This is a genomic window from Phytobacter sp. V91 (genome assembly GCF_965644225.1).
Classification (GTDB): domain Bacteria; phylum Pseudomonadota; class Gammaproteobacteria; order Enterobacterales; family Enterobacteriaceae; genus CBFFRJ01.
The window spans coordinates 1-24219 of the sequence record NZ_CBFFRJ010000012.1 but is presented as its reverse complement, the minus strand read 5'-3'; the positions used below and the strand labels follow the sequence as shown (position 1 = coordinate 24219).

Below are 24219 nucleotides of genomic sequence, written 5' to 3'. Positions count from 1 at the left end.
AATGTCTGGAGGATTAGTAACTGCTGCATACATTGTTGCCGCGATCCTGTTTATTTTCAGCCTGGCGGGGCTATCGAAGCACGAAACCTCTCAGCAGGGTAACCGTTTCGGCATCGCCGGGATGGCGATTGCGCTGATTGCCACTATTTTTGGGCCTGACACTGGTAACGTGGCATGGATCCTGGTGGCGATGATCATTGGTGGCGCGATCGGTATCCGTCTGGCGCGGAAAGTTGAAATGACCGGTATGCCGGAGCTGGTTGCGGTACTGCACAGCTTTGTGGGTCTGGCTGCGGTGCTGGTGGGCTTTAATAGCTACATCTACCACGAAGCGGGCCTGGAACAGATTCTGGTCAACATTCATCTGACGGAAGTATTCCTCGGTATCTTTATTGGCGCGGTGACCTTCACGGGTTCTGTCGTGGCCTTTGGTAAGTTGTGCGGCAAACTGTCTTCAAAGCCGCTGATGCTGCCGCATCGCCACAAGCTGAACCTTGCCGCCCTGGTGGTCTCCTTCCTGCTGCTGGTTGTATTCGTTCGCACTGACAGCGTTGCTACTCAGGTTCTGGCGCTGCTGGTGATGACCGCGATTGCGCTGGTGTTTGGCTGGCATCTGGTGGCGTCCATCGGCGGTGCAGATATGCCTGTTGTGGTCTCTATGCTGAACTCCTACTCCGGTTGGGCGGCAGCGGCGGCAGGCTTTATGTTGGGCAACGATTTGCTGATTGTGACCGGTGCGCTGGTGGGTTCTTCAGGGGCGATTCTGTCTTACATTATGTGTAAGGCAATGAACCGTTCATTCTTCAGCGTTATCGCCGGTGGCTTTGGTACCGATGGTTCCTCTACGGGGGCGTCAGAAGAAGTCGGTGAGCACCGTGAAATCAATGCGGAAGATACGGCGGATCTGCTGAAAAACTCGCACTCTGTCATCATCACCCCCGGCTATGGTATGGCTGTTGCTCAGGCTCAGTATCCGGTGGCTGAAATCACCGAAAAGCTTCGTGCGCGTGGTATTAAAGTGCGCTTTGGTATTCACCCGGTTGCGGGACGTCTGCCAGGCCATATGAACGTACTGCTGGCGGAAGCGAATGTGCCGTACGATATCGTACTGGAAATGGATGAGATCAATGATGATTTCTCCGACACTGACACCGTACTGGTTATTGGTGCCAACGATACCGTTAACCCGGCAGCGCAGGATGATCCGAACAGCCCTATCGCGGGCATGCCGGTGCTGGAAGTATGGAAAGCGCAGAATGTGATTGTGTTTAAGCGCTCCATGAACACCGGCTACGCTGGCGTACAGAACCCGCTGTTCTTTAAAGAGAACACGCAGATGCTGTTTGGCGATGCCAAAGCTACTGTGGATGCGATCCTGAAAGCGCTGTAATCGCTTAACGTCTTAACAAACCGCCTGGCAGTCACGGGCGGTTTTTTTTGCCTGGATTTTAGTAACAGCGGATAACGATAAGGCTTAAAGAGGGTGATGACGGAAGAACATATAGCTTATAAGGTGTAATTGAGTGGGGTGTGACAAGAAGAGATGGTGGTGGGGGACGGAACATTCGTCGCTGCGCTCCTCACTCTTCGGGTCGTTGCCTGCGGCAACGCTTTCTCGCATTCGCTCGAATCGAACCTTAGTCGAAGCTTCTCATCCTCCCCCTGACGGAAGAACATATAGCTTATAAGGTGTAATTGAGTGGGGTGTAACAAGAAGAGATGGTGGTGGGGGAAGGATTCGAACCTTCGAAGTCGATGACGGCAGATTTACAGTCTGCTCCCTTTGGCCGCTCGGGAACCCCACCAGGGGTAATTCAAATTGTATAAAGCAGGATGGTGATGGGGAAGGATTATTCGTCGCTTCGCTCCTCACCCTTCGGGCCGTTGCCTGCAGCAACGTTCTCTCGCTTTCGCTCGAGTCGAACCTTAGTCGAAGGTTCTTACCCTTCCCCGATGAGTGCAAACTTTGCAAATATCACCGGAGTTACCACATTGCAGTGGTGAATAATGGTGGTGGGGGAAGGATTCGAACCTTCGAAGTCGATGACGGCAGATTTACAGTCTGCTCCCTTTGGCCGCTCGGGAACCCCACCACGGGGTAATGCATAACGCTACTGGCCTGCTTCCGCAGTGGGGAGCGGGGCGCATCATATCAAATGACACGCCGCTGTAAAGTATTCGTTTTACAGAAATGAACCGTTTGCGTACTTTTCAGCCGTAACGCATTAAACCTAATCAATTCATTTCATTAGCGATTAAAGAATAATCGTTCTGTTACCGTAAACGAATACGCGCTGCGCCAGTACCTGGTACAGGGCACGGCTCAATACATTCTTCTCAACATCACGACCTGCGCGCATCATATCTTCCGCGGTGTAGGTGTGGTCGACGTGGATCACGTCCTGCATGATGATCGGACCTTCATCGAGATTGTCATTCACATAGTGAGCGGTAGCACCGATGATCTTCACGCCGCGTTCATAAGCCTGGTGGTATGGGCGAGCGCCAATAAACGCTGGCAGGAATGAGTGATGAATATTGATAATTTTATTCGGGAAGCGGGAGACAAAGTCCGGCGTCAGCACACGCATATATTTCGCCAGTACCACATAGTCCGGCTGGTGGGCTTCAATCGCCTGCGCCATCCGCTCGTCGTGCTCTTCCCGGGTAAGGCCTTCATGGCTTACCAGTTCGAACGGAATATCAAAACGTTCAACCAGCGTACGCAGTGTTTCATGGTTGCCAATGACTGCCGCAATGTCGACATCCAGCCCACCGTAATTGGCTTTCATTAACAAGTCGCCCAGGCAATGCGCCTCTTTGGTGACCAGAATGACCACGCGACGCTGACCCGCCGGGTTCAGTTCGCGCACGGAGCCTTCCGGCAACGCGCTGTCGAGGTCGGCCAGCAATGTCGCATCGTTAAAAATGCCTTCCAGTTCGGTACGCATAAAGAAGCGGCCGGTACGATGATCGACAAACTCATTGTTTTGTACAATGTTGAGTTCGTGTTTGTAACAAATATTGGTAATACGCGCGATAAGACCTTTCTGGTCAGGGCAAATGGTGCGCAGAATTTTACGTTGTAATAAATGCATTGCCGGGTAAATCCTGTTGATGGTGTTTGCTATGGGGTGTTGCTGGGCTTATTGCCCGCAGCACTTCTTAAATTTCTTGTCCGAACCGCAGGGGCAGGGATCATTTCGGCCCAAGGCAGGGCGCTTGCCGTCAATATAGTACCACCGCCCGCTCTCTTTTAAGAATCGCGAGCGTTCGATAATGGCACCCGATTTTCCTTGCTCAGTGAAACGGGCAACAAAGCTTACGTAACCTTCGTTCTCGCTTGCGCCGTCGGCTGTCTCAAACAGGGTCAGGCCCTGCCATTGCGTATGCGCAAAACCTGTTTCAATATCTTCGCGGAAAGTCGCCGCCTGGCAATCAGGATGCCAGGTATTAATCAGATATTCAGCCTGCTTTAGCACAAAGGCGGTGTAGCGAGAGCGCATAAGATGTGATGGATCTGGCGCTACCTGCGTACCGGACAGATAAGGCTGACAACATAAGCTATACTCCACTGCGCTACCGCAGGGACAGAGTTGAGACACAATCGACTTCCTGAACAAATAAAACGGCATCATAAGCCTGGGTAGCGATATGTTAACTGAGCTATGGCGTTGTGGCTATGCCAGTCGTTCCGGGGGACAGAAATCCAGGTAATGAGAAGCGTAAAAATAGGGTTGGCTTTGGGGTCTGGCTCTGCCAGAGGATGGTCGCATATTGGTGTGATTAATGCGTTGCAGCGTGCAGGCATACACATAGATGTGGTGGCAGGATGTTCAATCGGCTCACTGGTAGGTGCGGCTTTCGCCTGCGGCAAACTGCCTGAGCTGGAAACCTGGGTGCGTTCTTTTAGTTACTGGGACGTGCTCAAGCTGATGGATGTGTCATGGCGACGCGGTGGCTTGCTGCGTGGCGCTATGGAAATTATGACCACCTCTATTCAGGTACTTGAGAATCGTCTTAAGCGTAACCGTATGGCGGGCGACCCACCCGATATTCTGCTACAACCACTGTGCCCACAAATTTCTACCCTCGACTTTCATCGTGCAGAAGCGGCCATCAGCGCTGGTCAGTTAGCCGTCGAGAAAAAAATTGATGAGCTATTACCGCTGGTAAGGGCAACGATATGAGTCCCTTTTTATTATGGTACTTAAGCGAAATTTGACAGGCGATTATTGATAGAACATGCCACTATTTATCTATCGTCGGGCAGGGGAGAAAGAATGACACAGCCGTTAGCAGGAAAACAGATAATGATCGTTGAAGACGAGCCCGTCTTCCGTTCCCTGCTGGATTCCTGGTTTTCCTCTTTGGGCGCAGAAACTGTACTGGCAGAGGACGGTATTGTTGCGCTGGAAAAACTGGAGTCCGCCTCCCCGGATTTAATGATCTGCGATATCGCTATGCCACGCATGAACGGTCTGCAGCTGGTTGAACAGATGCGCAATCAGGGGCTGCAACTGCCCATTCTGGTGATTTCGGCTACTGATAATATAGCTGATATCGCCAAAGCGCTGCGTCTGGGGGTTCAGGATGTGCTGCTTAAGCCGGTAAAAGACTTTAATCGCCTTAAAGAAACCGTGTTCGCCTGCATCTACCCGAACATGTTTAATTCACGGGTAGAAGAAGAAGAAAGATTATTTCACGACTGGGACGCATTAGTTGAAAATCCACAGCTTGCGGCAAAACTCTTGCAGGAGCTGCAACCGCCTGTGCAACAACAGATGTCAGGCTGTCGGGTAAATTATCGCCAACTTGTTTCCGCTGATAAACCAGGCCTGGTTCTTGATATTGCACCCATCTCCTCTAATGACCTCGCGTTTTATTGCCTTGATGTGACCCGAGCCGGAAATAACGGCGTGCTGGCTGCGTTATTACTCCGTGCACTGTTCAATGGCTTGTTACAGGAGCAGTTATCACATCAGCATCAAAGGCTACCAGAAATGGGGAGTTTGCTTAAACAAGTTAATCAGTTGCTGCGCCAGGCTAATTTGCCCGGGCAGTTTCCTCTGCTGGTTGGTTATTATCATAGCGAATTAAAAAATCTTATTTTAGTTTCGGCAGGGCTTAATGCCACATTAAATACGGGTGAACACCAGATTCAGATCAGTAATGGAGTCCCGCTGGGGACATTAGGCAATACTTATCTTAATCAATTGAGTCAGCGCTGTGACGCCTGGCAATGTCAGGTGTGGGGGGCTGGTGGGCGTTTGCGTTTAATGTTGTCTGCGGAATGAGCAATCGCTACATATTTTAACAGATAGCTTTACCAGGGCGTTTCTCCGAGTGGTACTATCGCCACAGTTTTGCGTATTAGTCCTAATTAAACATTGCCGCACCCTTTTCAGACCAGTGTGTCGCGGTGGTACTGATATAATCAGTCGCGTGTAAATTCATGAGCATGCTCAACGCGTGAACAGACCAGGAGATTTTCAATGGCTGCCTTAAATTCAAAAGTAACAAAAGCAGTTATCCCCGTTGCGGGATTGGGAACCAGGATGCTGCCGGCAACAAAGGCCATTCCTAAAGAGATGCTGCCGCTGGTTGATAAGCCATTAATTCAGTATGTCGTGAATGAGTGTATTGCTGCGGGCATTACCGAAATTGTTCTGGTTACCCACTCATCTAAAAACTCTATCGAGAACCACTTCGATACCAGTTTTGAACTTGAAGCGATGCTGGAAAAACGTGTTAAGCGTCAGTTGCTGGAAGAAGTGCAGTCTATCTGTCCACCGCATGTCACCATTATGCAGGTGCGCCAGGGTCTGGCAAAAGGTCTGGGCCATGCCGTGCTGTGCGCACATCCGGTGGTAGGGAATGAACCTGTTGCGGTGATTCTGCCTGACGTTATCCTTGATGAGTTCGAATCTGACCTCTCTCAGGATAACCTTGCTGAGATGATTAAGCGTTTCGACGAAACCGGCGCCAGCCAGATCATGGTTGAGCCTGTTGCTGATGTCACGGCATACGGTGTTGTTGACTGCAAAGGCGCACAACTGAACGCCGGGGACAGCGTGCCGATGGTGGGGGTTGTTGAGAAGCCGAAAGCGGATGTTGCCCCGTCAAATCTTGCCGTGGTTGGTCGCTATGTGCTGAGTGAAAACATTTGGCCGCTGCTGGCGAAAACCCCTCCGGGAGCCGGTGATGAAATTCAGCTGACTGATGCTATTGATATGCTTATCGAGAAAGAAACGGTTGAGGCCTATCATATGAAAGGCAAAAGCCATGACTGCGGTAATAAACTCGGATATATGCAGGCATTTGTCGAATACGGTATTCGTCACAACACCCTGGGTGAAGAATTCAAAAGCTGGCTGCAAGGTCAACTTGGCCTGACTAAAGGCTAAGTTGCATTAGCGATACAATAAAAACCGGGATAAGTTCCCGGTTTTTTATTGCCTGCCATTCGCCGGCGGTGTTCTGAGCAGGGGAAGATAATCTTGTTAGCAGACGAGGGAATAACAATCCCTGGCGATAGTGTGAGCAAAAACCTTCAGCGATGCACGGTTATCCTCATAAACCGAATATAAATCGATATTACGGGCAAAAAAAATCCCGCCATTAGCGGGATTTTTAAAATGAGTTGGATTACTCATTGATCAGGAAGTCATCCAGCTGTTTGCCTTCATCATCCATTGCTTTTTTGATCACTGCCGGAGTACGACCCTGGCCTGTCCAGGTTTTAGTTTCGCCGTTCTCGTCAACATAGCTATATTTAGCCGGGCGCGCAGCGCGTTTAGCTTTAGTACCGGTTTTGGCGGTTACCATGCTATTCAGCAGTTCGTTAGGATCAATACCGTCAGCAATCAGCATCTCGCGGTATTGTTGCAGTTTACGGGTGCGTTCTTCGATTTCAGCAGCAGCAGCGCTTTCTTCTTCACGACGTTCATTAACGACAACTTCTAATTTCTCCAGCATTTCTTCAAGCGTCTCGAGAGTGCATTCTCTTGACTGCGCACGAAGAGTACGGATGTTGTTCAGAATTTTAAGTGCTTCGCTCATTTTTGTAATCTCAAACTTATATTGGGGTGGTTTGTTGGGCTAATAATAGAGCGTTAATGTGCGAGGTGCAATAGGTGAGAATGTAAGGAATTCAAATTTCCCCTTTATATATCTCATTTATAAAAACGCTAACTTAAATTTATGCGGGTCTGACAGACGAAAGGCACATATAGAAGGGTGGGGGCGGTTGCAACAAAACGGTGCATTGTTTCGAAAGGCGTTGTTGATAATTCGTATGAGATTTATAGTTTCAGTGGATAAATATCAACCTTTCTTATTAGTTCTTCAAAGCAGGGTGGAGAGCATAAAACATTAATAATTTCTGAAGCCTGGCGCGAAAAATCTCGATTTTTAATACCAGGTTGATACCAGTAATGGCTTATTGTGTGTTTCTTTGGCAGTAACATAGATGAGGTTGAAATAAGCAAAATCAGTATGGGTAGCGTAGCCGATCGCAATGCCAGTGCCCGGCATAAGGCTTTCGGAAGCAAAAAGTTAAAATATGATACAATCCTTCGCAGGAATATCACACTTTGATTGAGGTTTTGCGGGCAATGGCGCAACTTTATTTCTATTACTCAGCGATGAATGCAGGTAAGTCCACGGCGTTACTCCAGTCGTCCTACAATTACCAGGAACGTGGCATGCGGACGCTGGTCTATACGGCTGAAATTGACGACCGTTTTGGGGCAGGCAAGGTAAGTTCACGGATTGGGTTATCATCTCCGGCGAAGTTGTTTAACCAGCAGACGTCTTTGATAGAGCAAATCAGCGCCGAGCATGCTCTTGAGCCGATTCATTGTGTTCTGGTGGATGAATGCCAGTTTTTGACGCGTCAGCAGGTATATGAGTTGTCTGATGTGGTTGATGAACTGGATATTCCCGTCCTGTGTTATGGACTGCGAACAGATTTCCGCGGTGAGCTTTTTACGGGCAGTCAATATCTGTTGTCATGGTCAGATAAGCTGGTGGAGTTGAAAACTATCTGCTTTTGCGGGCGTAAAGCGAGCATGGTGCTGCGTCTTGATCAACAGGGGCGACCCTACAACGAGGGCGAGCAGGTAGTTATCGGCGGCAATGAACGTTACGTCTCTGTATGCCGTAAACATTATAAAGAAGCGCTGGCTAAAGGCTCACTGGCTGAAATTCAGACTCACAGTTGAGGTTAATCGCCAGGGTATAAGAAACCGGCTTGCTTAATGTTTTCAGGACATAAAAAAACCCGCTGCCAGCGGGTTTTTTTATTACTGCTGCTTATTAAGCGGTTTTTTTCGCTTTTTTGTCAGCTTTATCGGCTTTAGCGACCACTTCAGCTTTCGCTTCTGCTGCATCACCTTCTTTGAACTCACGTCCGTAGAAAGTATCCAGCAGGATCTGTTTCAGTTCAGCGATCAGCGGATAACGTGGGTTAGCACCGGTACACTGGTCATCAAACGCATCTTCAGACAGTTTGTCCACGTGCGCCAGGAAGTCAGCTTCCTGAACACCTGCTTCGCGAATTGACTTAGGAATGCCCAGTTCAGCTTTGATGCTTTCCAGCCATGCCAGCAGTTTCTCAATTTTCGCTGCAGTGCGATCGCTCGGAGAGGTCAGACCCAGGTGGTCAGCAATCTCTGCGTAACGACGACGAGCTTGCGGACGGTCGTACTGGCTAAATGCAGTCTGCTTAGTCGGGTTGTCATTCGCGTTATAGCGGATAACGTTACAGATCAGCAGGGCGTTGGCCAGACCGTGTGGAATGTGGAACTGAGAACCCAGTTTGTGCGCCATTGAGTGGCACACGCCGAGGAAGGCGTTGGCAAACGCGATACCAGCGATGGTTGCAGCACTGTGCACACGCTCACGGGCAATCGGGTTTTTAGATCCTTCGTGGTAAGACGCCGGCAGGTTTTCTTTCAGCAGTTTCAGCGCCTGCAGAGCCTGACCGTCAGAGAACTCAGACGCCAGTACAGAAACGTAGGCTTCCAGTGAGTGCGTTACCGCATCCAGACCACCGAAGGCACAGAGTGATTTCGGCATATCCATCACCAGGTTGGCATCGACAATCGCCATATCCGGTGTCAGCGCGTAGTCTGCCAGTGGGTATTTCTGGCCGGTTGCATCGTCAGTTACAACGGCAAACGGCGTCACTTCTGAACCTGTACCGGAGGTGGTAGTGATAGCAACCATTTTTGCTTTCACGCCCATTTTCGGGAACTTGTAGATACGTTTACGGATATCCATAAAGCGCAATGCCAGTTCTTCGAAGTGAGTTTCCGGATGTTCGTACATTACCCACATGATTTTCGCGGCGTCCATCGGGGAACCACCGCCCAGCGCGATAATCACGTCTGGTTTGAAGGAGTTCGCCAGCTCAGCACCTTTACGCACGATGGTCAGCGTTGGGTCAGCTTCAACTTCGAAGAAGACTTCAGTTTCCACGCCGGATGCTTTGAGGACAGAGGTGATCTGGTCTGCATAGCCGTTGTTGAACAGGAAGCGGTCAGTCACGATCAGCGCGCGTTTGTGACCATCAGTAATCACTTCATCCAGCGCGATTGGCAGAGAGCCACGGCGGAAGTAGATAGATTTCGGAAGTTTATGCCACAACATGTTTTCAGCTCGCTTAGCAACGGTTTTCTTGTTGATCAGGTGTTTTGGACCAACGTTTTCAGAGATGGAGTTACCACCCCAGGAACCACAACCCAGAGTCAGGGAAGGTGCAAGCTTGAAGTTATAAAGGTCACCGATACCACCCTGAGAAGCCGGGGTGTTAATCAGGATACGCGCGGTTTTCATTTCCGCGCCGAATTTCTGTACGCGCGCCTGTTGGTTATCCTGGTCGGTGTACAGGCAAGAGGTGTGGCCGATACCGCCCATCGCAACCAGTTTCTCTGCTTTGACTACCGCGTCATCGAAATCTTTCGCACGGTACATTGCCAGAGTCGGGGACAGTTTTTCGTGAGCGAATGGCTCGCTTTCGTCAACGGCAGTCACTTCACCAATCAGGATTTTAGTGGTTGTCGGGACGGTAAAGCCTGCCAGTTCAGCAATTTTGTATGCCGGTTGGCCTACGATGGCTGCGTTCAGTGCACCATTTTTCAGAATGATGTCCTGAACCGCTTTCAGCTCTTTACCCTGTAACAGGTAACCGCCATGGCTGGCGAAACGTTCGCGAACAGCGTCATACACGGAATCAACAACGACAACGGACTGCTCTGACGCACAAATTACACCGTTATCAAATGTTTTGGACATCAGAACAGAAGCAACGGCACGTTTGATATCCGCTGTTTCATCAATAACTACCGGGGTGTTACCGGCGCCAACGCCGATAGCTGGTTTGCCGGAGCTGTATGCCGCTTTAACCATGCCTGGACCGCCGGTCGCAAGGATCAGGTTAATGTCAGGGTGGTGCATCAGCGCGTTAGACAGCTCAACGGAAGGTTGGTCAATCCAGCCAATCAGATCTTTTGGTGCGCCCGCAGCGATTGCAGCCTGCAATACAATATCGGCGGCTTTATTGGTGGCATCTTTCGCACGTGGGTGCGGAGAGAAAATGATCGCGTTACGGGTTTTCAGGCTAATCAGTGATTTGAAGATTGCGGTGGACGTTGGGTTAGTGGTCGGAACGATACCGCAGATGATACCGATAGGTTCAGCGATGGTGATGGTACCAAAGGTGTCATCTTCGTCGAGGATGCCGCAAGTTTTCTCGTCTTTATAGGCGTTGTAGATATATTCGGAAGCGAAGTGGTTTTTAATCACTTTATCTTCAACGATACCCATACCGGATTCGGCAACGGCCAGTTTTGCGAGAGGGATACGGGCATCAGCAGCAGCCAGGGCGGCGGCGCGGAAGATCTTGTCAACTTGTTCTTGAGTAAAGTTGGCATATTCACGCTGGGCTTTTTTTACGCGCTCTACGAGTGCGTTAAGTTCAGCGACATTAGTAACAGCCATAATGCTCTCCTGATAATGTTAAACTTTTCTAGTAAATCATCTGCTCAATACGACAGTATAGGCAGGCTGATTGCAGGTTGCGTATATTACAGAAAAACAATAAGTTAACGCTTTTCCTGCCCCACTGATTTACTGGAAGAGTCTAAACAAAACATCATTCTTAATGATGATTAGAGGACCCTGACGACGTAACCAAGAGTACTCACTTATGGGGAGCGATTACGTGATCTAAATCAAGTTTCAGCAAAGCTGACACCTTTCAGCATGCTGTTTTTGGGCATTTGTATCAAATGTTAATGATAAAAGGAAAGCGCCAGCTAAGATTATCATAATTAACACAAATGCATAACATGCTGAAATTGAGCGGGAATGGCGGTATTTGTGGTGAGTAATACTGCATTTAAGCGTATATTTAGCAGGGTTTTGTTGACGATTTTATGACTTTATTTGTCTTGTTATATTGCGGAGCATTTTGTGATTCAAACCGCCTTTGATTTTCCCGTCTGGTCTAAGTTCTTTATTGGTCTGTTCGCGCTGGTAAACCCTATTGGCATCATTCCGGTGTTCATCAGCATGACCAGTTACCAGACTGCGTCGGCAAGGAATAAAACCAACCTCACGGCCAACCTTTCGGTGGCGATAATCCTGTGGACCTCACTCTTTTTGGGCGACGGCATATTGCAACTTTTTGGTATCTCTATTGATTCATTCCGCATCGCCGGGGGGATCCTGGTGGTGACCATTGCCATGTCGATGATCAGCGGTAAGTTGGGGGAGGATAAGCAGAACAAACAGGAGAAGTCGGAGACGGCAATAAGAGAAAGCATTGGGGTGGTGCCTCTTGCGCTTCCTTTAATGGCTGGCCCCGGTGCCATCAGCTCCACTATTGTCTGGGGGACACGCTACCATTCCGCCGAGTATTTAATTGGCTTTTCCGTGGCCATTGCGCTATTTGCCGGCTGCTCATGGGGGCTATTCCGTATTGCGCCCTGGCTGGTGCGCCTTCTCGGTCAGACCGGCATTAACGTCATTACCCGAATCATGGGGCTGTTGCTTATGGCGCTGGGCATCGAATTTATTGTCGCCGGGATTAAAGCGATTATCCCGGGCCTGCTGCAATGAGTCAGCGTCACTGACAACCTGACTCTTTCAGGCGTTTCGTTTAGCGCATTATCAGTAAAACGTATAAATATTGCCAAAAAAAACCTAAATATAATAAAACGAAATGCCCAGGATTAATCACGCCATTTCAATAGATTACATTTTGTTGCAGGGTTTGCTGGTGATAAAACCCTCACTTAGTCCTGTTATTTTCCTCACATGATACTCTGGGGGTTGCTGTAGGATAATTGAAATGTTATTAGTATTTTCCCCATTCAGACAGACTAATGTGCTAAATAATAATCGAATGTTGATTTATTGTGTAAAAAACAACCTGCGTGACAGGTGGCGCAAAGTTGTCGAATGATTTTCATGTAATGCATTGATTTTATGTGAAAAATTCTGATGGCGCATGCAAAGAGCACAGTCTGCCGGGGCAAGTAAAAGAAATAAAAGAGAATTGGTTAACAAATTTGCAAATTGTATTGGCGGCGAATATACGCATTTGGTACTTTTCGGCCTTATATTTTTCTGACGAATAAATGCGGATGAGAATTATTTTCAAATGTGATTCTTGTCTCATGCGGTATAACGTGCGTCCCGACAGGGGGGCGTACAAAGAATCGACGTAAGGGTGCCGTTCGAGCATTCCGTAATAAAAAAGTCGGTGATAGCAGGCAGTAAAAGATATCTGGCAGCAGCTAAAAGCTCCTGCGCTGACCAGGTGCCCCGCAAGGGAACAAAACAGCTGGTATTAATGCCAGTAATTATAATGAGTGGAGTATCAACACAATGTCCATCATCACAAAAAAAAGTCTCGTAGCAGCAGGGATTTTCACTGCGCTAATGGCGGGTAACGTGGCCATGGCGGCTGACGTACCGGCAAATGTTAAACTGGCTGACACGCAAACGCTGGTTCGTAATAACGGTTCCGAAGTGCAATCCCTCGATCCGCACAAAATTGAAGGCGTACCAGAATCCAACGTCAGCCGCGATCTGTTTGAAGGTTTGTTGATTTCTGACGTGGATGGCCACCCAAGCGCTGGCGTTGCTGAAAAATGGGAAAACAAAGACTTTAAAGTCTGGACTTTCCATCTGCGTAAAGATGCAAAATGGTCTGATGGCACCCCAGTCACCGCGCAGGACTTCGTTTATAGCTGGCAGCGTCTGGCCGATCCTAAAACCGCTTCTCCGTATGCAAGCTATTTGCAGTATGGCCACATCGCCAATATCGACGACATTATTGAAGGTAAAAAACCTGTCACCGATTTGGGCGTAAAAGCGATTGATGACAATACTTTTGAAGTCACGCTGAGCGAGCCGGTTCCCTATTTCTACAAACTGCTGGTACACCCGTCTGTATCACCAGTGCCCAAATCCGCCGTTGAGAAGTTTGGCGACAAATGGACTCAGCCTGCGAATATCGTCACCAATGGCGCGTATAAACTGAAAAACTGGGTTGTTAACGAACGTATCGTGCTGGAGCGTAACACCAATTACTGGGACAACGCGAAAACCGTCATTAATCAGGTAACCTACCTGCCAATCTCTTCTGAAGTAACGGATGTAAACCGTTACCGCAGCGGTGAAATCGACATGACCTATAACAACATGCCGATCGAACTGTTCCAGAAACTGAAAAAAGAGATCCCGACAGAAGTTCACGTTGATCCGTATCTCTGCACCTATTACTACGAAATCAACAACCAGAAAGCGCCGTTCACCGATGTTCGCGTACGTACTGCACTTAAACTGGCACTGGATCGCGATATCATCGTGAATAAAGTGAAGAACCAGGGCGATCTGCCAGCATACAGCTATACGCCGCCATATACCGATGGGGCAAAACTGGTTGAGCCTGAGTGGTTCAAACTGTCTCAGGAAAAACGTAATGAAGAAGCGAAAAAACTGCTGGCGGAAGCTGGCTATACCGCTGATAAGCCTCTGACGTTCAACCTGCTGTATAACACCTCCGATCTGCACAAAAAACTGGCTATCGCCGTTGCCTCTATCTGGAAGAAAAATCTGGGTGTGGACGTGAAGCTGGAAAACCAGGAATGGAAAACCTTCCTCGACAGCCGTCATCAGGGCACCTTTGATATCGCGCGTGCAGGCTGGTGTGCGGACTATAACGAACCGACTTCCTTCCTGAACACCATGCTGTCTGACAGTTCAAACAACACCGCGCACTATAAGAGCGCTGAGTTTGACAAACTGATTGGCGACACGCTCAAAGCCACCAGCGAAGAGCAACGCGCCGAGCTTTACACTAAAGCAGAACAACAGCTCGATAAAGATTCTGCCATTGTTCCGGTCTACTACTACGTCAACGCCCGTCTGGTGAAACCGTGGGTGGGTGGTTATACCGGTAAAGATCCGATGGATAATATCTACGTTAAGAACCTTTATATTATCAAGCACTAATGGCAATGAGTGGGGCAGAGTAATCCTGCCCCACGGTGTCTTATTTCATCGCACTACAAAGGCACAGGCCAGAAGGTACGGGCAATGTTGAAATTTATCCTACGTCGCTGTTTAGAAGCGATTCCAACTCTATTTATTCTTATTACTATCTCCTTCTTTATGATGCGTCTCGCACCGGGAAGTCCATTTACCGGCGAACGTACGCTGCCGCCAGAAGTGATGGCGAATATCGAAGCGAAATATCATCTGAACGATCCTATCCTGACGCAATACACCAGTTACCTGAAGCAACTCGCGCATGGTGATTTTGGTCCATCGTTCAAATACAAAGATTACACGGTAAATGATCTGGTGGCTGCCAGCTTCCCTGTTTCGGCGAAACTCGGGGCTGCCGCATTTATCATGGCCGTTATTTTTGGCGTCGGTGCGGGCGTCATCGCCGCCCTGAATCAAAATACCAAATGGGATTATACGGTGATGGGGCTGGCAATGACCGGGGTGGTTATACCCAGCTTTGTGGTGGCGCCATTACTGGTGATGATCTTCGCCATAGTACTTAAATGGCTACCTGCAGGTGGCTGGAACGGCGGGGCGCCCAAATATATCATTCTGCCGATGGTTGCCCTCTCACTGGCTTATATCGCCAGTATTGCGCGTATCACCCGCGGCTCAATGATTGAAATTCTGCATTCAAACTTTATTCGTACTGCAAGGGCGAAAGGTTTGCCGATGCGGCGGATTATTTTCCGTCATGCCCTGAAGCCTGCGTTATTACCGGTGCTCTCTTATATGGGACCGGCTTTCGTTGGCATTATTACCGGCTCGATGGTTATCGAAACCATTTATGGATTGCCGGGGATTGGGCAGTTGTTCGTTAATGGCGCGCTTAACCGTGACTACTCCCTGGTGTTGAGTCTGACGATTCTGGTCGGGGCTCTGACTATTCTGTTCAATGCGGTTGTTGATGTGCTGTATGCCGTTATCGATCCGAAAATTCGTTATTAACACTGGAGCACGCCATGATGTTCAGTAAGAAAAACAACGAGGCGCTGGAAAACTTCAGTGAAAAACTGGAGGTAGAAGGTCGTAGCCTCTGGCAGGATGCGCGCCGTCGCTTTATGCATAACCGCGCTGCGGTTGCCAGCCTGTTCGTATTGGTGTTGATCGCCTTGTTTGTTACCCTGGCGCCGATGCTTTCGCAGTTCAGCTATTTCGACACGGACTGGGGCATGATGTCCAGCCAGCCGGATATGGAATCCGGGCACTATTTTGGTACCGACTCCTCCGGACGTGACCTGCTAGTACGTGTGGCGATCGGCGGCCGAATTTCACTGATGGTCGGCATCGCAGCGGCACTGGTTGCGGTGGTTCTGGGGACGTTATATGGCTCGTTGTCGGGCTATCTAGGCGGAAAAATTGACTCCGTTATGATGCGTATCCTCGAAATCCTGAACTCCTTCCCGTTTATGTTTTTCGTTATCCTGCTGGTCACCTTCTTCGGGCAAAATATCCTGCTGATATTTGTCGCCATCGGTATGGTTTCCTGGCTTGATATGGCGCGTATTGTCCGCGGACAGACGCTGAGCCTGAAGCGCAAAGAGTTTATTGAAGCTGCGCAGGTTGGCGGTGTCTCAACCGGTAATATCGTTATTCGTCACATTGTGCCTAACGTATTAGGCGTGGTGGTGGTGTATGCGTCACTGCTGGTTCCCAGCATGATCCTGTTTGAATCCTTCTTAAGCTTCCTTGGTCTGGGGACGCAAGAACCCTTAAGCAGTTGGGGAGCACTGTTAAGCGATGGCGCAAACTCAATGGAAGTTTCGCCCTGGCTTCTGCTCTTCCCGGCGGGATTCCTGGTCGTGACGTTATTCTGTTTCAACTTTATCGGCGATGGCCTGCGTGATGCCCTCGACCCGAAAGATCGTTAAGGAGTGCTGTGATGAGCATGCATGAAACCTCATTTGCGCCCTCGGCGCAGCAGCAATCGGACATCCTGCTGGATGTTAACGATCTGCGTGTAACTTTTACCACTCCGGATGGCAACGTCACCGCAGTTAACGACCTCAACTTCAGCCTGCGGGCAGGGGAAACCTTAGGGATTGTGGGTGAGTCTGGCTCCGGTAAATCCCAGACCGCATTTGCGCTGATGGGGCTGCTGGCGTCTAACGGTATTATCGGTGGGTCGGCAAAATTTAACGGACGTGAAATTCTCAACCTGCCAGAGAAAGAGTTGAACGCGCTGCGCGCTGAGCAGATTTCGATGATTTTTCAGGATCCCATGACCTCACTGAATCCCTATATGCGGGTCGGTGAGCAGTTAATGGAAGTGCTGATGCTGCACAAAGGGATGAGTAAAGCGGAAGCCTTTGAAGAGTCCGTTAAGATGCTCGATGCGGTCAAAATGCCGGAAGCGCGTAAGCGCATGCGCATGTATCCGCACGAGTTTTCCGGCGGTATGCGCCAGCGTGTGATGATCGCCATGGCGCTGCTGTGCCGGCCAAAACTGCTGATTGCGGACGAACCGACCACTGCACTGGACGTTACCGTTCAGGCGCAGATCATGACCTTGCTGAATGAACTGAAAAGCGAATTCAACACCGCAATTATCATGATTACCCACGATCTCGGCGTCGTTGCGGGGATTTGCGACAAAGTGCTGGTGATGTATGCCGGTCGTACCATGGAATATGGTAAAGCCCGCGATGTGTTTTATCATCCGGCCCATCCGTACTCCATCGGCCTGCTCAATGCGGTCCCTCGTCTTGATGCTGAAGGCGAATCCCTGCTGACGATCCCGGGTAATCCGCCAAATCTGCTGCGTCTGCCTAAAGGCTGTCCTTTCCAGCCCCGTTGCCCGCATGCAATGGAGATTTGTACGAGTGCTCCACCACTGGCGGAGTTTGCCCCGGGACGCCTGCGCGCCTGCTTTAAGACGGTGGAGGAGCTGGTATGAATGCCGTAACCGAAGAAAGAAAAGTACTCCTTGAAATTGCCGACCTTAAAGTTCATTTCGATATCAAAGACGGCAAACAGTGGTTCTGGCAGCCGTCCAAAACGCTGAAAGCCGTCGACGGCGTGACTCTGCGATTGTATGAAGGGGATACCCTTGGGGTTGTCGGTGAATCTGGCTGTGGTAAATCCACGTTTGCGCGCGCCATTATCGGGCTGGTAAAAGCAACGGACGGAAAAGTCGCCTGGCTGGGGAAAGACCTGCTGGGTATGAAGCCGGATGAGTGGCGTGCCGTGCGCAGTGATATTCAGATGATTTTCCAGGATCCGCTGGCCTCGCTGAACCCGCGTATGACCATCGGGGAAATTATCGCTGAACCGCTGCGTACCTATCACCCGAAAATGTCACGTCAGGACGTGCGCGATCGCGTCAAAACGATGATGTTAAAGGTTGGCTTGCTGCCGAACCTGATTAACCGCTATCCCCATGAGTTTTCAGGGGGCCAGTGCCAGCGTATCGGTATTGCCCGGGCGCTGATCCTCGAGCCAAAGCTGATCATTTGCGATGAGCCAGTCTCTGCGCTCGACGTTTCTATCCAGGCCCAGGTGGTGAATCTGCTGCAACAGCTGCAACGTGAAATGGGGCTGTCGCTGATCTTTATCGCTCACGATCTGGCGGTGGTAAAACACATTTCCGACAGGGTACTGGTGATGTATCTGGGGCATGCGGTTGAGCTGGGCACCTACGATGAGGTGTATCAGAATCCGCAGCATCCTTATACTAAAGCGCTGATGTCGGCGGTGCCGGTCCCGGACCCGGATCTGGAGAAGAACAAAACTATCCAGCTACTGGAAGGGGAGCTTCCCTCGCCGATCAACCCGCCGTCAGGCTGCGTGTTCCGCACGCGCTGCCCGATTGCCGGACCGGAATGCGCCAAAACACGCCCGGTGCTGGAAGGCAGCTTCCGTCACGCTGTTTCCTGCCTGAAGGTGGATCCGCTGTAAATCCGCTGCAAATAAAAAAGGCTGACGAAAGTCAGCCTTTTTTATCTTATTCACGCCACAGTATATGGCAGAGCTTATGGTCTTTCTCGCGACACAGCAGCACGCGGGCGAAGATGTGATTAATTTCCCCCCCGTCGGTATCCGCAAGACCGATTACTACTTCGGCGAAGAAATCCGGGTTCAGATCGAAATCCACATGTTCTTGCCAGTCTTCACTGGGATCAAACAATTCTGCGCCGCCGCGCTCCTCAAACTGCAGGTTGAAGAGGATCACGTCAGCCGGGTCAAGATTATCAACCGCCAGTTCGAGAAAAATATCGTAAGCCTGTTCCAGCGTCTCATCTTCGCTCAGGCGATTGTTCAGATCCATTTCCATAATAACTACCTGTTTATCGTCATTTGCGCTCGTTTTACAGCAACGGGCTAAAGAAGTAAAACAGTCGTTCAGCGATTCGGTGCCAGAACGGGCGTTTTACCCAAAGGCGGGCATCCAGTAAGCGAGAACGGGAGATATAATCATCCTGAACGGCGGCCAGATCGCCACCAAAACCGGCGTCATCAATCACCAGCGTAATTTCAAAATTAAGCCACAGACTGCGCATATCGAGGTTCACCGTTCCCACCAGGCTCAGCTCGCCGTCGACCAGCACGCTTTTGGTATGCAGCAGGCCACCTTCGAACTGATAAATCTTCACTCCGGCCGCCAGCAGCTCCGTGAAAAAGGCACGGCTGGCCCAGCCAACCAGTACTGAATCGTTATGACGCGGCAAAATAATACTCACATCCACGCCACGTTGGGCTGCGGTGCATATTGCATGCAGTAAATCATCGCTGGGGACGAAATAGGGCGTGGTCATGATGAGATATTCACGGGAAGCGTAAACAGCCGTCAGCAGCGCCTGATGGATCAGATCTTCCGGGAAACCCGGTCCGGAGGCAATGGTATGAATGGTATGCCCGCTCGCTTGCTCAAACGGCATAATATTGGCATCGGGCGGAGGGGGGAGAATGCGCTTGCCGGTTTCGATTTCCCAGTCACAGGAATAGACCACGCCCATCGCCGTTGAAACCGGGCCTTCCATACGGGCCATCAAATCTATCCACTGACCGACCCCGGCATCCTGTTTAAAATAACGCGGGTCGACCATATTCATGCTGCCGGTATAGGCAATATAGTTATCAATCAGCACCATTTTGCGGTGCTGACGCAGATCCATGCGGCGCAGAAAAACACGCATCAGATTCACTTTTAACGCTTCCACCACCTCGATACCGGCATTGCGCATCATCTCCGCCCATGGGCTGCGGAAAAAGGTCACGCTGCCGGCGGAGTCGAGCAGCAGACGGCAATGGACGCCACGGCGCGCTGCGGCCATCAGTGATTCAGCCACCTGATCGGCCATCCCGCCAGGATGCCAGATATAGAACACCATCTCGATGTTATGGCGGGCGAGCTGGATATCCCGGATCAGCGCCTGCATCACATCGTCAGAGGTCGTAAGAAGCTGAAGTTGATTTCCTTTAACGCCCGCAATTCCCTGGCGACGCTCGCAGAGTTTAAATAACGCGCTGGCGACGCTGCTGTTTTCAGTGGCAAAGATATGATGATGGGCTTTGAGATCTTTCAGCCATTTCGCCGTCGAGGGCCACATGGCTCTGGCCCGCTCAGCGCGACGTTTGCCCAGATGCAGCTCACCGAATGACAGATAGGCAATAATCCCGACCAGCGGCAGAATATAGATAATCAGCAGCCAGGCCATGGCAGAGGGAACCGCGCGACGCTTCATGAGGATGCGCAACGTCACCCCCGCGATCAGCAGCCAGTAGCCTAAAATGACCAGCCAACTCACGACGGTATAGAAGGTTGTCATACAAAATCCTTTTTAAAAGCGCATACCAAGAGTTTACGCATAAGGATTCATCTGGCAAATAAAAACGGTTCGCAAAAGCGCTGGTATGGCGGGAGCCAGGGTCTATAATGGCACGTCTGCATGCATAAAGAGTCGTAATAATGAAACGTAGTAGAACGGAAGTGGGACGCTGGCGCATGGCGCGACAGAGTAATCGTCGTAAAGCACGCTGGCTGGAAGGTCAGTCACGTCGCAATATGCGTATCCACTCCATAAGAAAGTGCCTCCTGAACCGTCACCGCAATGCATTAGTTTTTGATTTTTATGTGTTCTGATGACACCGGGGCACCTTCGTGGTGCCCTTTGTTTTACGCCGTATCACTCCGCCATTGTCTTGATCATCACCGTGTCATGTTGCGGGGATACCCTGGCGCAGATATCTTCCTTGTAGCCTGAACACACTTTTCCTTATGGGATCACATGACTAAAGAAGCACTGCTTTTTCTGGCTATTGCCATCATCGCCGAAGTGATTGCGACAACCGCATTAAAATCCTCTGAAAGTTTTACCCGCCTGATCCCCTGCGTGGTGAGTATTGTGGGTTATTGCATTGCTTTCTGGTGCCTGACCATTCCCATGCGTACCATTCCGACGGGTATTATTTACGCTATCTGGTCAGGGGCTGGTATTGTGCTGATTGGCGCCGTGGGCTGGCTGGTTCATGGGCAAAAATTAGATATTCCCGCCATGCTGGGGATGGGCTTAATTATTGCCGGGGTGATAACCATTAATCTGTTTTCGAAAAGCGTTGCACATTAGGCGTAACCTGCATCAGACAAAACCTTACTTTACTTCTCATCGTGTCCATTGTTGGTGGACACGACGGATCAATTATCCGGGCAGCTTGAATCACAAAATTTTGTGCTAAGGCGTTAAAACCTGATTATTAACCGCTGTTATTGATGCGAATCAATATAAGTAGCGGGTTTTTTGTTCAGAAAGGGAGAAGGAAAAAGCAAAAGGGAGTGATTATGACTGAACATGTTCAGGTAAAATTAGCCTTTCCTGTCTGGAAAGGCGTACTGACATTACTTGTTGGGATGGTAATCTGGTTTACCCCACCGCCTGCGGGCCTAGATATTATCGCCTGGCATATGTTTGCGATATTCGTCGCGACTATTCTTGCCATTATCTTAAAAACCATGCCGATGGGGGCCGTAACCATGGTCGCGTTGGTTATTTCCATCATGACCGGCCTGACGCCGCTTTCAGGAGGTGCTGGAAAGGTAACGGCGCTGTCGGGGTTTGCCAACGGTACGATCTGGCTTATTGGCATCGCGATGTTCATTTCCCGGGCGGTCATTAAAACCGGGTTCGGAAGACGTATTGCCCTGTGGTTTATCTCAAAGTGTGGCTATAGCATGCTGGGCGTCGCTTACGGACTGGCGCTGTCGGACATGGTTCTCGGCCCAGGCATCCCGTCAGCCTCTGCGCGTGGCGGCGGCATAATGTATCCGATCACCCAGTCTATTGCCTCCGCTTACCAGTCAGAGCCTGGACCTTCCGCCAGAAAAGCCGGGGCATTCCTGATGATTTGCGTTTCCCAGATAGATGCTGTCATCTGTGCAATGTTTCTGACGGCGATGGCCGGGAATCCGCTGATTGCCGAACTGGCTTTTGGTCAGGGTATCCAGATTAACTGGATGACCTGGTTTCTGGGGCCATTGTGCCGGGACTACTGGCGCTGGTGATAATTCCGCTGTGTATTTATTTTTTATATCCGCCTGAGCTGAAAAAGACCCCGGAAATACCCGGCATCGCTCGGGAAGAGTTGCGCAAGATGGGGCCAATGAGGCTTGCTGAGAAAATTCTGGCATTCGATTTTGTATTGCTGATTCTGTTGTGGACGGCTGGCGACATCTTCTTCAACATTCCCGCCACGCTCTCGGCATTTATTGGACTGGTGATTCTGCTTCTTTCAAATATTATGTCGTGGAAAAATATTATTGAAGAGAAAACGGCCTGGGATACCATGTTCTGGTTTGCAGTACTGGTGATGATGGCAAATGCCCTGAATAAATATGGAATGATCGCATGGATTTCAGAGGGTATAGCCGGTTATATTGGCCACTTCGACTGGACCTTAGTCTTCCTTGTCTTAATACTCGTCTATTTTTATACCCGTTATTTCTTTGCCTCCGCGATGGCGCATATTTCTGCAATGTATCTGGCCTTTCTGGCCGTGGCGGTGTCCGTTGGGGTTCCTCCGCTGCTGGCTGCTCTGACGCTGGGTTACACGTCAAATCTTTCTATGGGGCTGACCCAGTATTCCGGCGGCCCTGGGCCGGCGCTGTTTGGCTCTGGTTATAATTCAACCGGCCAGTGGTGGGGAATTAGCTTCCTTGTCTCCATCGTCTCCATCGTAATCTGGTTACTGGCCGGAGGGATGTGGATGAAGATTATTGGCCTCTGGTAGTGATACCTCGCTGCTTAAAAGGACACAGTGAGCTTGATGTCCATCATTGTGTCCTTATTAGCCAACAAATCGAGACTTAAAATACCTTCTTGAAGGGTTTGACCGTGACGTTCTGATAAACGCCAGCCGCAACGTAAGGATCGTCCTGTGCCCATGCTTTCGCCGCTTCCAGCGATTCAAATTCAGCAATCACGGTTGAGCCGGTGAAACCGGCAGCACCTGGATCATTGCTGTCAACGGCGGGCATGGGGCCTGCGGTCAGCAGACGGCCTTCATCCTGCAACAGCTGAAGACGTGCCAGGTGGGCAGGGCGCACGGAGAGACGTTTTTCCAGCGAATCAGCAATATCTTCAGCAAAAATAACGTAAAGCACGGGGATTGCTCCTTTCTGATCAGAAAGCACTTAACTTATGTGAATCACCCGATGCCTGCAATGCAAAGATGAGATGCCCGCAATATCTGTGTTTTTTCTGCGTTGTTTTTAGTCGGTTAAGGATCGAAATCAATGATAGATAAGATGTCTGGTTGAATATGATTGCTATTTGCATTTAGAATTGCGGTCTGGTTTTTCAATTGACACGATTATGACTTCAATGACCCTTGATTTACCTCGCCGCATTCCCTGGGCAACAATGCTGTCTGTTGGCATTCATGGAGCTGTTATTACAGGGTTATTGTATATGTCAGTCAATCAGGCGCTTGAATTGCCTGCGCCCGCGCAGCCTATTTCGATAACCATGGTTTCCCCGGCCGACCTCGCGCCGCCTCAGGTTGTGCAACCGCCGCCTCAGCCGGTGGTTGAACCTGAGCCTGAACCCGAGCCAGAGCCGATTCCTGAGCCGCCAAAAGAGGCGCCGGTGGTGATTGAAAAACCCAAACCGAAGCCCAAGCCGAAACCTAAGCCAGTGAAGAAGGTTGAGCAGCCTAAGCGTGAAGTAAAACCGGTTGAGCAGCGCAGCGCTGCGCCATTGACTAATGCGCCAGTAAGTACGGTAACCAATACCACGCCGCCGGTTTCCAGTACGCCAGCGCCAGTGGTACCGGCAGGTCCTCGCGCAATGAGCAGAAACCAGCCGCAGTATCCGGAACGTGCGAAGGCGTTGCGTATTGAAGGGCGCGTGCGGGTTAAGTTTGATGTGACGAGGGATGGCCGTCTGGATAATGTCGAAATTGTCTCCGCTCAGCCGTCCAACCTGTTTGAACGTGAGGTTAAAACGGCAATGCGCAGATGGCGTTATGAAGCCGGAAAACCAGGAACAGGGCTCTTTGTTACCTTTGTGTTCCGTATCGACGGAACGGCAGCCATGGAATAACGACGAAAGCCTCCGCAAGCGGATAATGCCGTTCACTTAAGCGGAGCGGCACTGCGTTTCACCGGATAACGGGTTTTTGATATCTTAACCGCCCTCG

General features: G+C 50.2%; 21 protein-coding genes, 2 tRNA genes, 2 other RNA genes and 1 pseudogene. 15 read left to right on the top strand and 11 right to left on the bottom strand.

Annotated elements, in window-relative coordinates:
* The first annotated feature begins 1 nt into the window (after window position 1).
* The gene (gene pntB / locus ACSZO4_RS04040; RefSeq protein ID WP_437887561.1) at window positions 2-1390 is read left to right on the top strand and encodes a Re/Si-specific NAD(P)(+) transhydrogenase subunit beta; all 1389 of its coding nucleotides are present in this window, start codon (window positions 2-4) and stop codon (window positions 1388-1390) included.
* A gap of 154 nt (window positions 1391-1544) precedes the next feature.
* On the opposite strand, the gene ACSZO4_RS04035 is transcribed toward pntB, so the two are convergent.
* From ACSZO4_RS04035 to ACSZO4_RS04010, 6 genes are all read right to left on the bottom strand, one after another.
* Window positions 1545-1676, bottom strand: a non-coding RNA gene (locus tag ACSZO4_RS04035) — RtT sRNA.
* Window positions 1677-1720: 44 nt separating this feature from the next.
* A tRNA-Tyr gene (locus tag ACSZO4_RS04030) sits at window positions 1721-1805 on the bottom strand.
* Between the two features lie 29 nt (window positions 1806-1834).
* Window positions 1835-1965, bottom strand: a non-coding RNA gene (locus ACSZO4_RS04025) — RtT sRNA.
* Between the two features lie 43 nt (window positions 1966-2008).
* Window positions 2009-2093, bottom strand: a tRNA-Tyr gene (locus ACSZO4_RS04020).
* 162 nt (window positions 2094-2255) lie between these two features.
* Window positions 2256-3098, bottom strand: a complete 843-nt coding sequence (purU, locus tag ACSZO4_RS04015; RefSeq protein WP_437887560.1) for a formyltetrahydrofolate deformylase — start codon at window positions 3096-3098, stop codon at window positions 2256-2258.
* Window positions 3099-3146: 48 nt separating this feature from the next.
* Complete coding sequence (locus ACSZO4_RS04010) at window positions 3147-3605, bottom strand: YchJ family protein (RefSeq protein ID WP_437887559.1); 459 nt, start codon at window positions 3603-3605, stop codon at window positions 3147-3149.
* Window positions 3606-3716: 111 nt separating this feature from the next.
* Between ACSZO4_RS04010 and ACSZO4_RS04005 the strand changes: the two genes are divergently transcribed.
* The 3 genes from ACSZO4_RS04005 to galU all read left to right on the top strand — a co-directional run bounded on the left by ACSZO4_RS04005 (window position 3717) and on the right by galU (window position 6407).
* Window positions 3717-4190 carry a patatin-like phospholipase family protein gene (locus tag ACSZO4_RS04005; RefSeq protein ID WP_437887558.1) on the top strand — a complete coding sequence of 158 codons (474 nt, stop codon included), beginning with the start codon at window positions 3717-3719 and terminating at the stop codon, window positions 4188-4190.
* Between the two features lie 93 nt (window positions 4191-4283).
* Complete coding sequence (gene rssB, locus ACSZO4_RS04000) at window positions 4284-5297, top strand: two-component system response regulator RssB (protein WP_437887557.1); 1014 nt, start codon at window positions 4284-4286, stop codon at window positions 5295-5297.
* Window positions 5298-5495: 198 nt separating this feature from the next.
* Window positions 5496-6407 (top strand): UTP--glucose-1-phosphate uridylyltransferase GalU, encoded by a 912-nt coding sequence (gene galU, locus ACSZO4_RS03995; RefSeq protein ID WP_437887556.1) that lies wholly within the window; start codon window positions 5496-5498, stop codon window positions 6405-6407.
* A 241-nt stretch (window positions 6408-6648) separates the two neighbouring features.
* Here galU and hns read toward each other — a convergent pair whose 3' ends face one another.
* The gene (gene hns, locus ACSZO4_RS03990) at window positions 6649-7062 is read right to left on the bottom strand and encodes a histone-like nucleoid-structuring protein H-NS (protein ID WP_437887555.1); all 414 of its coding nucleotides are present in this window, start codon (window positions 7060-7062) and stop codon (window positions 6649-6651) included.
* Window positions 7063-7616: 554 nt separating this feature from the next.
* Here hns and tdk point away from each other — a divergent pair.
* On the top strand, window positions 7617-8225 hold the full coding sequence (gene tdk, locus ACSZO4_RS03985) for a thymidine kinase (protein WP_437887597.1): 609 nt from the start codon (window positions 7617-7619) through the stop codon (window positions 8223-8225).
* Window positions 8226-8319: 94 nt separating this feature from the next.
* Here the strand turns inward: tdk and adhE are convergent, their stop codons facing one another.
* Window positions 8320-11004: a bifunctional acetaldehyde-CoA/alcohol dehydrogenase gene (adhE, locus tag ACSZO4_RS03980; RefSeq protein WP_437887554.1), complete on the bottom strand. Its 2685-nt coding sequence runs from the start codon at window positions 11002-11004 to the stop codon at window positions 8320-8322.
* Window positions 11005-11478: 474 nt separating this feature from the next.
* Here adhE and ACSZO4_RS03975 point away from each other — a divergent pair, with 474 nt between their 5' ends.
* From ACSZO4_RS03975 to oppF, 6 genes are all read left to right on the top strand, one after another.
* Window positions 11479-12126, top strand: a complete 648-nt coding sequence (locus ACSZO4_RS03975) for a YchE family NAAT transporter (protein ID WP_437887553.1) — start codon at window positions 11479-11481, stop codon at window positions 12124-12126.
* A gap of 771 nt (window positions 12127-12897) precedes the next feature.
* Window positions 12898-14529 carry an oligopeptide ABC transporter substrate-binding protein OppA gene (oppA, locus tag ACSZO4_RS03970; protein ID WP_437887552.1) on the top strand — a complete coding sequence of 544 codons (1632 nt, stop codon included), beginning with the start codon at window positions 12898-12900 and terminating at the stop codon, window positions 14527-14529.
* 84 nt (window positions 14530-14613) lie between these two features.
* Window positions 14614-15534, top strand: a complete 921-nt coding sequence (gene oppB / locus ACSZO4_RS03965; protein WP_437887551.1) for an oligopeptide ABC transporter permease OppB — start codon at window positions 14614-14616, stop codon at window positions 15532-15534.
* Between the two features lie 14 nt (window positions 15535-15548).
* Window positions 15549-16457: an oligopeptide ABC transporter permease OppC gene (oppC, locus tag ACSZO4_RS03960; RefSeq protein WP_437887550.1), complete on the top strand. Its 909-nt coding sequence runs from the start codon at window positions 15549-15551 to the stop codon at window positions 16455-16457.
* An 11-nt stretch (window positions 16458-16468) separates the two neighbouring features.
* The gene (locus ACSZO4_RS03955) at window positions 16469-17482 is read left to right on the top strand and encodes an ABC transporter ATP-binding protein (protein WP_437887549.1); all 1014 of its coding nucleotides are present in this window, start codon (window positions 16469-16471) and stop codon (window positions 17480-17482) included.
* The gene (gene oppF, locus ACSZO4_RS03950) at window positions 17479-18483 is read left to right on the top strand and encodes a murein tripeptide/oligopeptide ABC transporter ATP-binding protein OppF (protein WP_437887548.1); all 1005 of its coding nucleotides are present in this window, start codon (window positions 17479-17481) and stop codon (window positions 18481-18483) included. The genes ACSZO4_RS03955 and oppF overlap by 4 nt, the downstream gene beginning before the upstream one ends.
* Before the next feature lie 46 nt (window positions 18484-18529).
* Here oppF and ACSZO4_RS03945 read toward each other — a convergent pair whose 3' ends face one another.
* Entirely contained in the window at window positions 18530-18859 is a 330-nt protein-coding gene (locus ACSZO4_RS03945; RefSeq protein ID WP_437887547.1) for an HI1450 family dsDNA-mimic protein, read from the bottom strand.
* Between the two features lie 34 nt (window positions 18860-18893).
* Complete coding sequence (cls, locus tag ACSZO4_RS03940) at window positions 18894-20354, bottom strand: cardiolipin synthase (protein WP_437887546.1); 1461 nt, start codon at window positions 20352-20354, stop codon at window positions 18894-18896.
* 140 nt (window positions 20355-20494) lie between these two features.
* Between cls and ACSZO4_RS03935 the strand changes: the two genes are divergently transcribed.
* The 3 genes and pseudogenes from ACSZO4_RS03935 to ACSZO4_RS03925 all read left to right on the top strand — a co-directional run bounded on the left by ACSZO4_RS03935 (window position 20495) and on the right by ACSZO4_RS03925 (window position 22809).
* Window positions 20495-20668, top strand: a complete 174-nt coding sequence (locus ACSZO4_RS03935) for a YciY family protein (protein ID WP_437887545.1) — start codon at window positions 20495-20497, stop codon at window positions 20666-20668.
* Between the two features lie 145 nt (window positions 20669-20813).
* Window positions 20814-21152 carry an SMR family transporter gene (locus ACSZO4_RS03930; protein WP_437887544.1) on the top strand — a complete coding sequence of 113 codons (339 nt, stop codon included), beginning with the start codon at window positions 20814-20816 and terminating at the stop codon, window positions 21150-21152.
* 143 nt (window positions 21153-21295) lie between these two features.
* Window positions 21296-22809 (top strand): annotated as a pseudogene (locus ACSZO4_RS03925) (anion permease).
* A 76-nt stretch (window positions 22810-22885) separates the two neighbouring features.
* Here the strand turns inward: ACSZO4_RS03925 and ACSZO4_RS03920 are convergent.
* On the bottom strand, window positions 22886-23182 hold the full coding sequence (locus tag ACSZO4_RS03920; protein ID WP_437887543.1) for a YciI family protein: 297 nt from the start codon (window positions 23180-23182) through the stop codon (window positions 22886-22888).
* Window positions 23183-23402: 220 nt separating this feature from the next.
* Between ACSZO4_RS03920 and tonB the strand changes: the two genes are divergently transcribed.
* A complete protein-coding gene (gene tonB, locus ACSZO4_RS03915) occupies window positions 23403-24122 on the top strand; it encodes a TonB system transport protein TonB (RefSeq protein ID WP_437887596.1) in 720 nt (239 codons plus the stop codon).
* Window positions 24123-24219: the final 97 nt, after the last annotated feature.

Excerpts from the sequence above, each read along its gene's own strand:
- ACSZO4_RS03945 (WP_437887547.1), bottom strand. The coding sequence starts at position 18,859 with ATGGAAATGGATCTGAACAATCGCCTGAGCGAAGATGAGACGCTGGAA.
- oppA (WP_437887552.1), top strand. The coding sequence starts at position 12,898 with ATGTCCATCATCACAAAAAAAAGTCTCGTAGCAGCAGGGATTTTCACT.
- rssB (WP_437887557.1), top strand. The coding sequence starts at position 4,284 with ATGACACAGCCGTTAGCAGGAAAACAGATAATGATCGTTGAAGACGAG.
- hns (WP_437887555.1), bottom strand. The coding sequence starts at position 7,062 with ATGAGCGAAGCACTTAAAATTCTGAACAACATCCGTACTCTTCGTGCG.
- oppB (WP_437887551.1), top strand. The coding sequence starts at position 14,614 with ATGTTGAAATTTATCCTACGTCGCTGTTTAGAAGCGATTCCAACTCTA.
- oppF (WP_437887548.1), top strand. The coding sequence starts at position 17,479 with ATGAATGCCGTAACCGAAGAAAGAAAAGTACTCCTTGAAATTGCCGAC.
- ACSZO4_RS04005 (WP_437887558.1), top strand. The coding sequence starts at position 3,717 with ATGAGAAGCGTAAAAATAGGGTTGGCTTTGGGGTCTGGCTCTGCCAGA.
- ACSZO4_RS03955 (WP_437887549.1), top strand. The coding sequence starts at position 16,469 with ATGAGCATGCATGAAACCTCATTTGCGCCCTCGGCGCAGCAGCAATCG.
- ACSZO4_RS03930 (WP_437887544.1), top strand. The coding sequence starts at position 20,814 with ATGACTAAAGAAGCACTGCTTTTTCTGGCTATTGCCATCATCGCCGAA.
- tonB (WP_437887596.1), top strand. The coding sequence starts at position 23,403 with ATGACCCTTGATTTACCTCGCCGCATTCCCTGGGCAACAATGCTGTCT.
- oppC (WP_437887550.1), top strand. The coding sequence starts at position 15,549 with ATGATGTTCAGTAAGAAAAACAACGAGGCGCTGGAAAACTTCAGTGAA.
- pntB (WP_437887561.1), top strand. The coding sequence starts at position 2 with ATGTCTGGAGGATTAGTAACTGCTGCATACATTGTTGCCGCGATCCTG.
- galU (WP_437887556.1), top strand. The coding sequence starts at position 5,496 with ATGGCTGCCTTAAATTCAAAAGTAACAAAAGCAGTTATCCCCGTTGCG.
- adhE (WP_437887554.1), bottom strand. The coding sequence starts at position 11,004 with ATGGCTGTTACTAATGTCGCTGAACTTAACGCACTCGTAGAGCGCGTA.
- ACSZO4_RS03935 (WP_437887545.1), top strand. The coding sequence starts at position 20,495 with ATGAAACGTAGTAGAACGGAAGTGGGACGCTGGCGCATGGCGCGACAG.
- cls (WP_437887546.1), bottom strand. The coding sequence starts at position 20,354 with ATGACAACCTTCTATACCGTCGTGAGTTGGCTGGTCATTTTAGGCTAC.
- tdk (WP_437887597.1), top strand. The coding sequence starts at position 7,617 with ATGGCGCAACTTTATTTCTATTACTCAGCGATGAATGCAGGTAAGTCC.
- purU (WP_437887560.1), bottom strand. The coding sequence starts at position 3,098 with ATGCATTTATTACAACGTAAAATTCTGCGCACCATTTGCCCTGACCAG.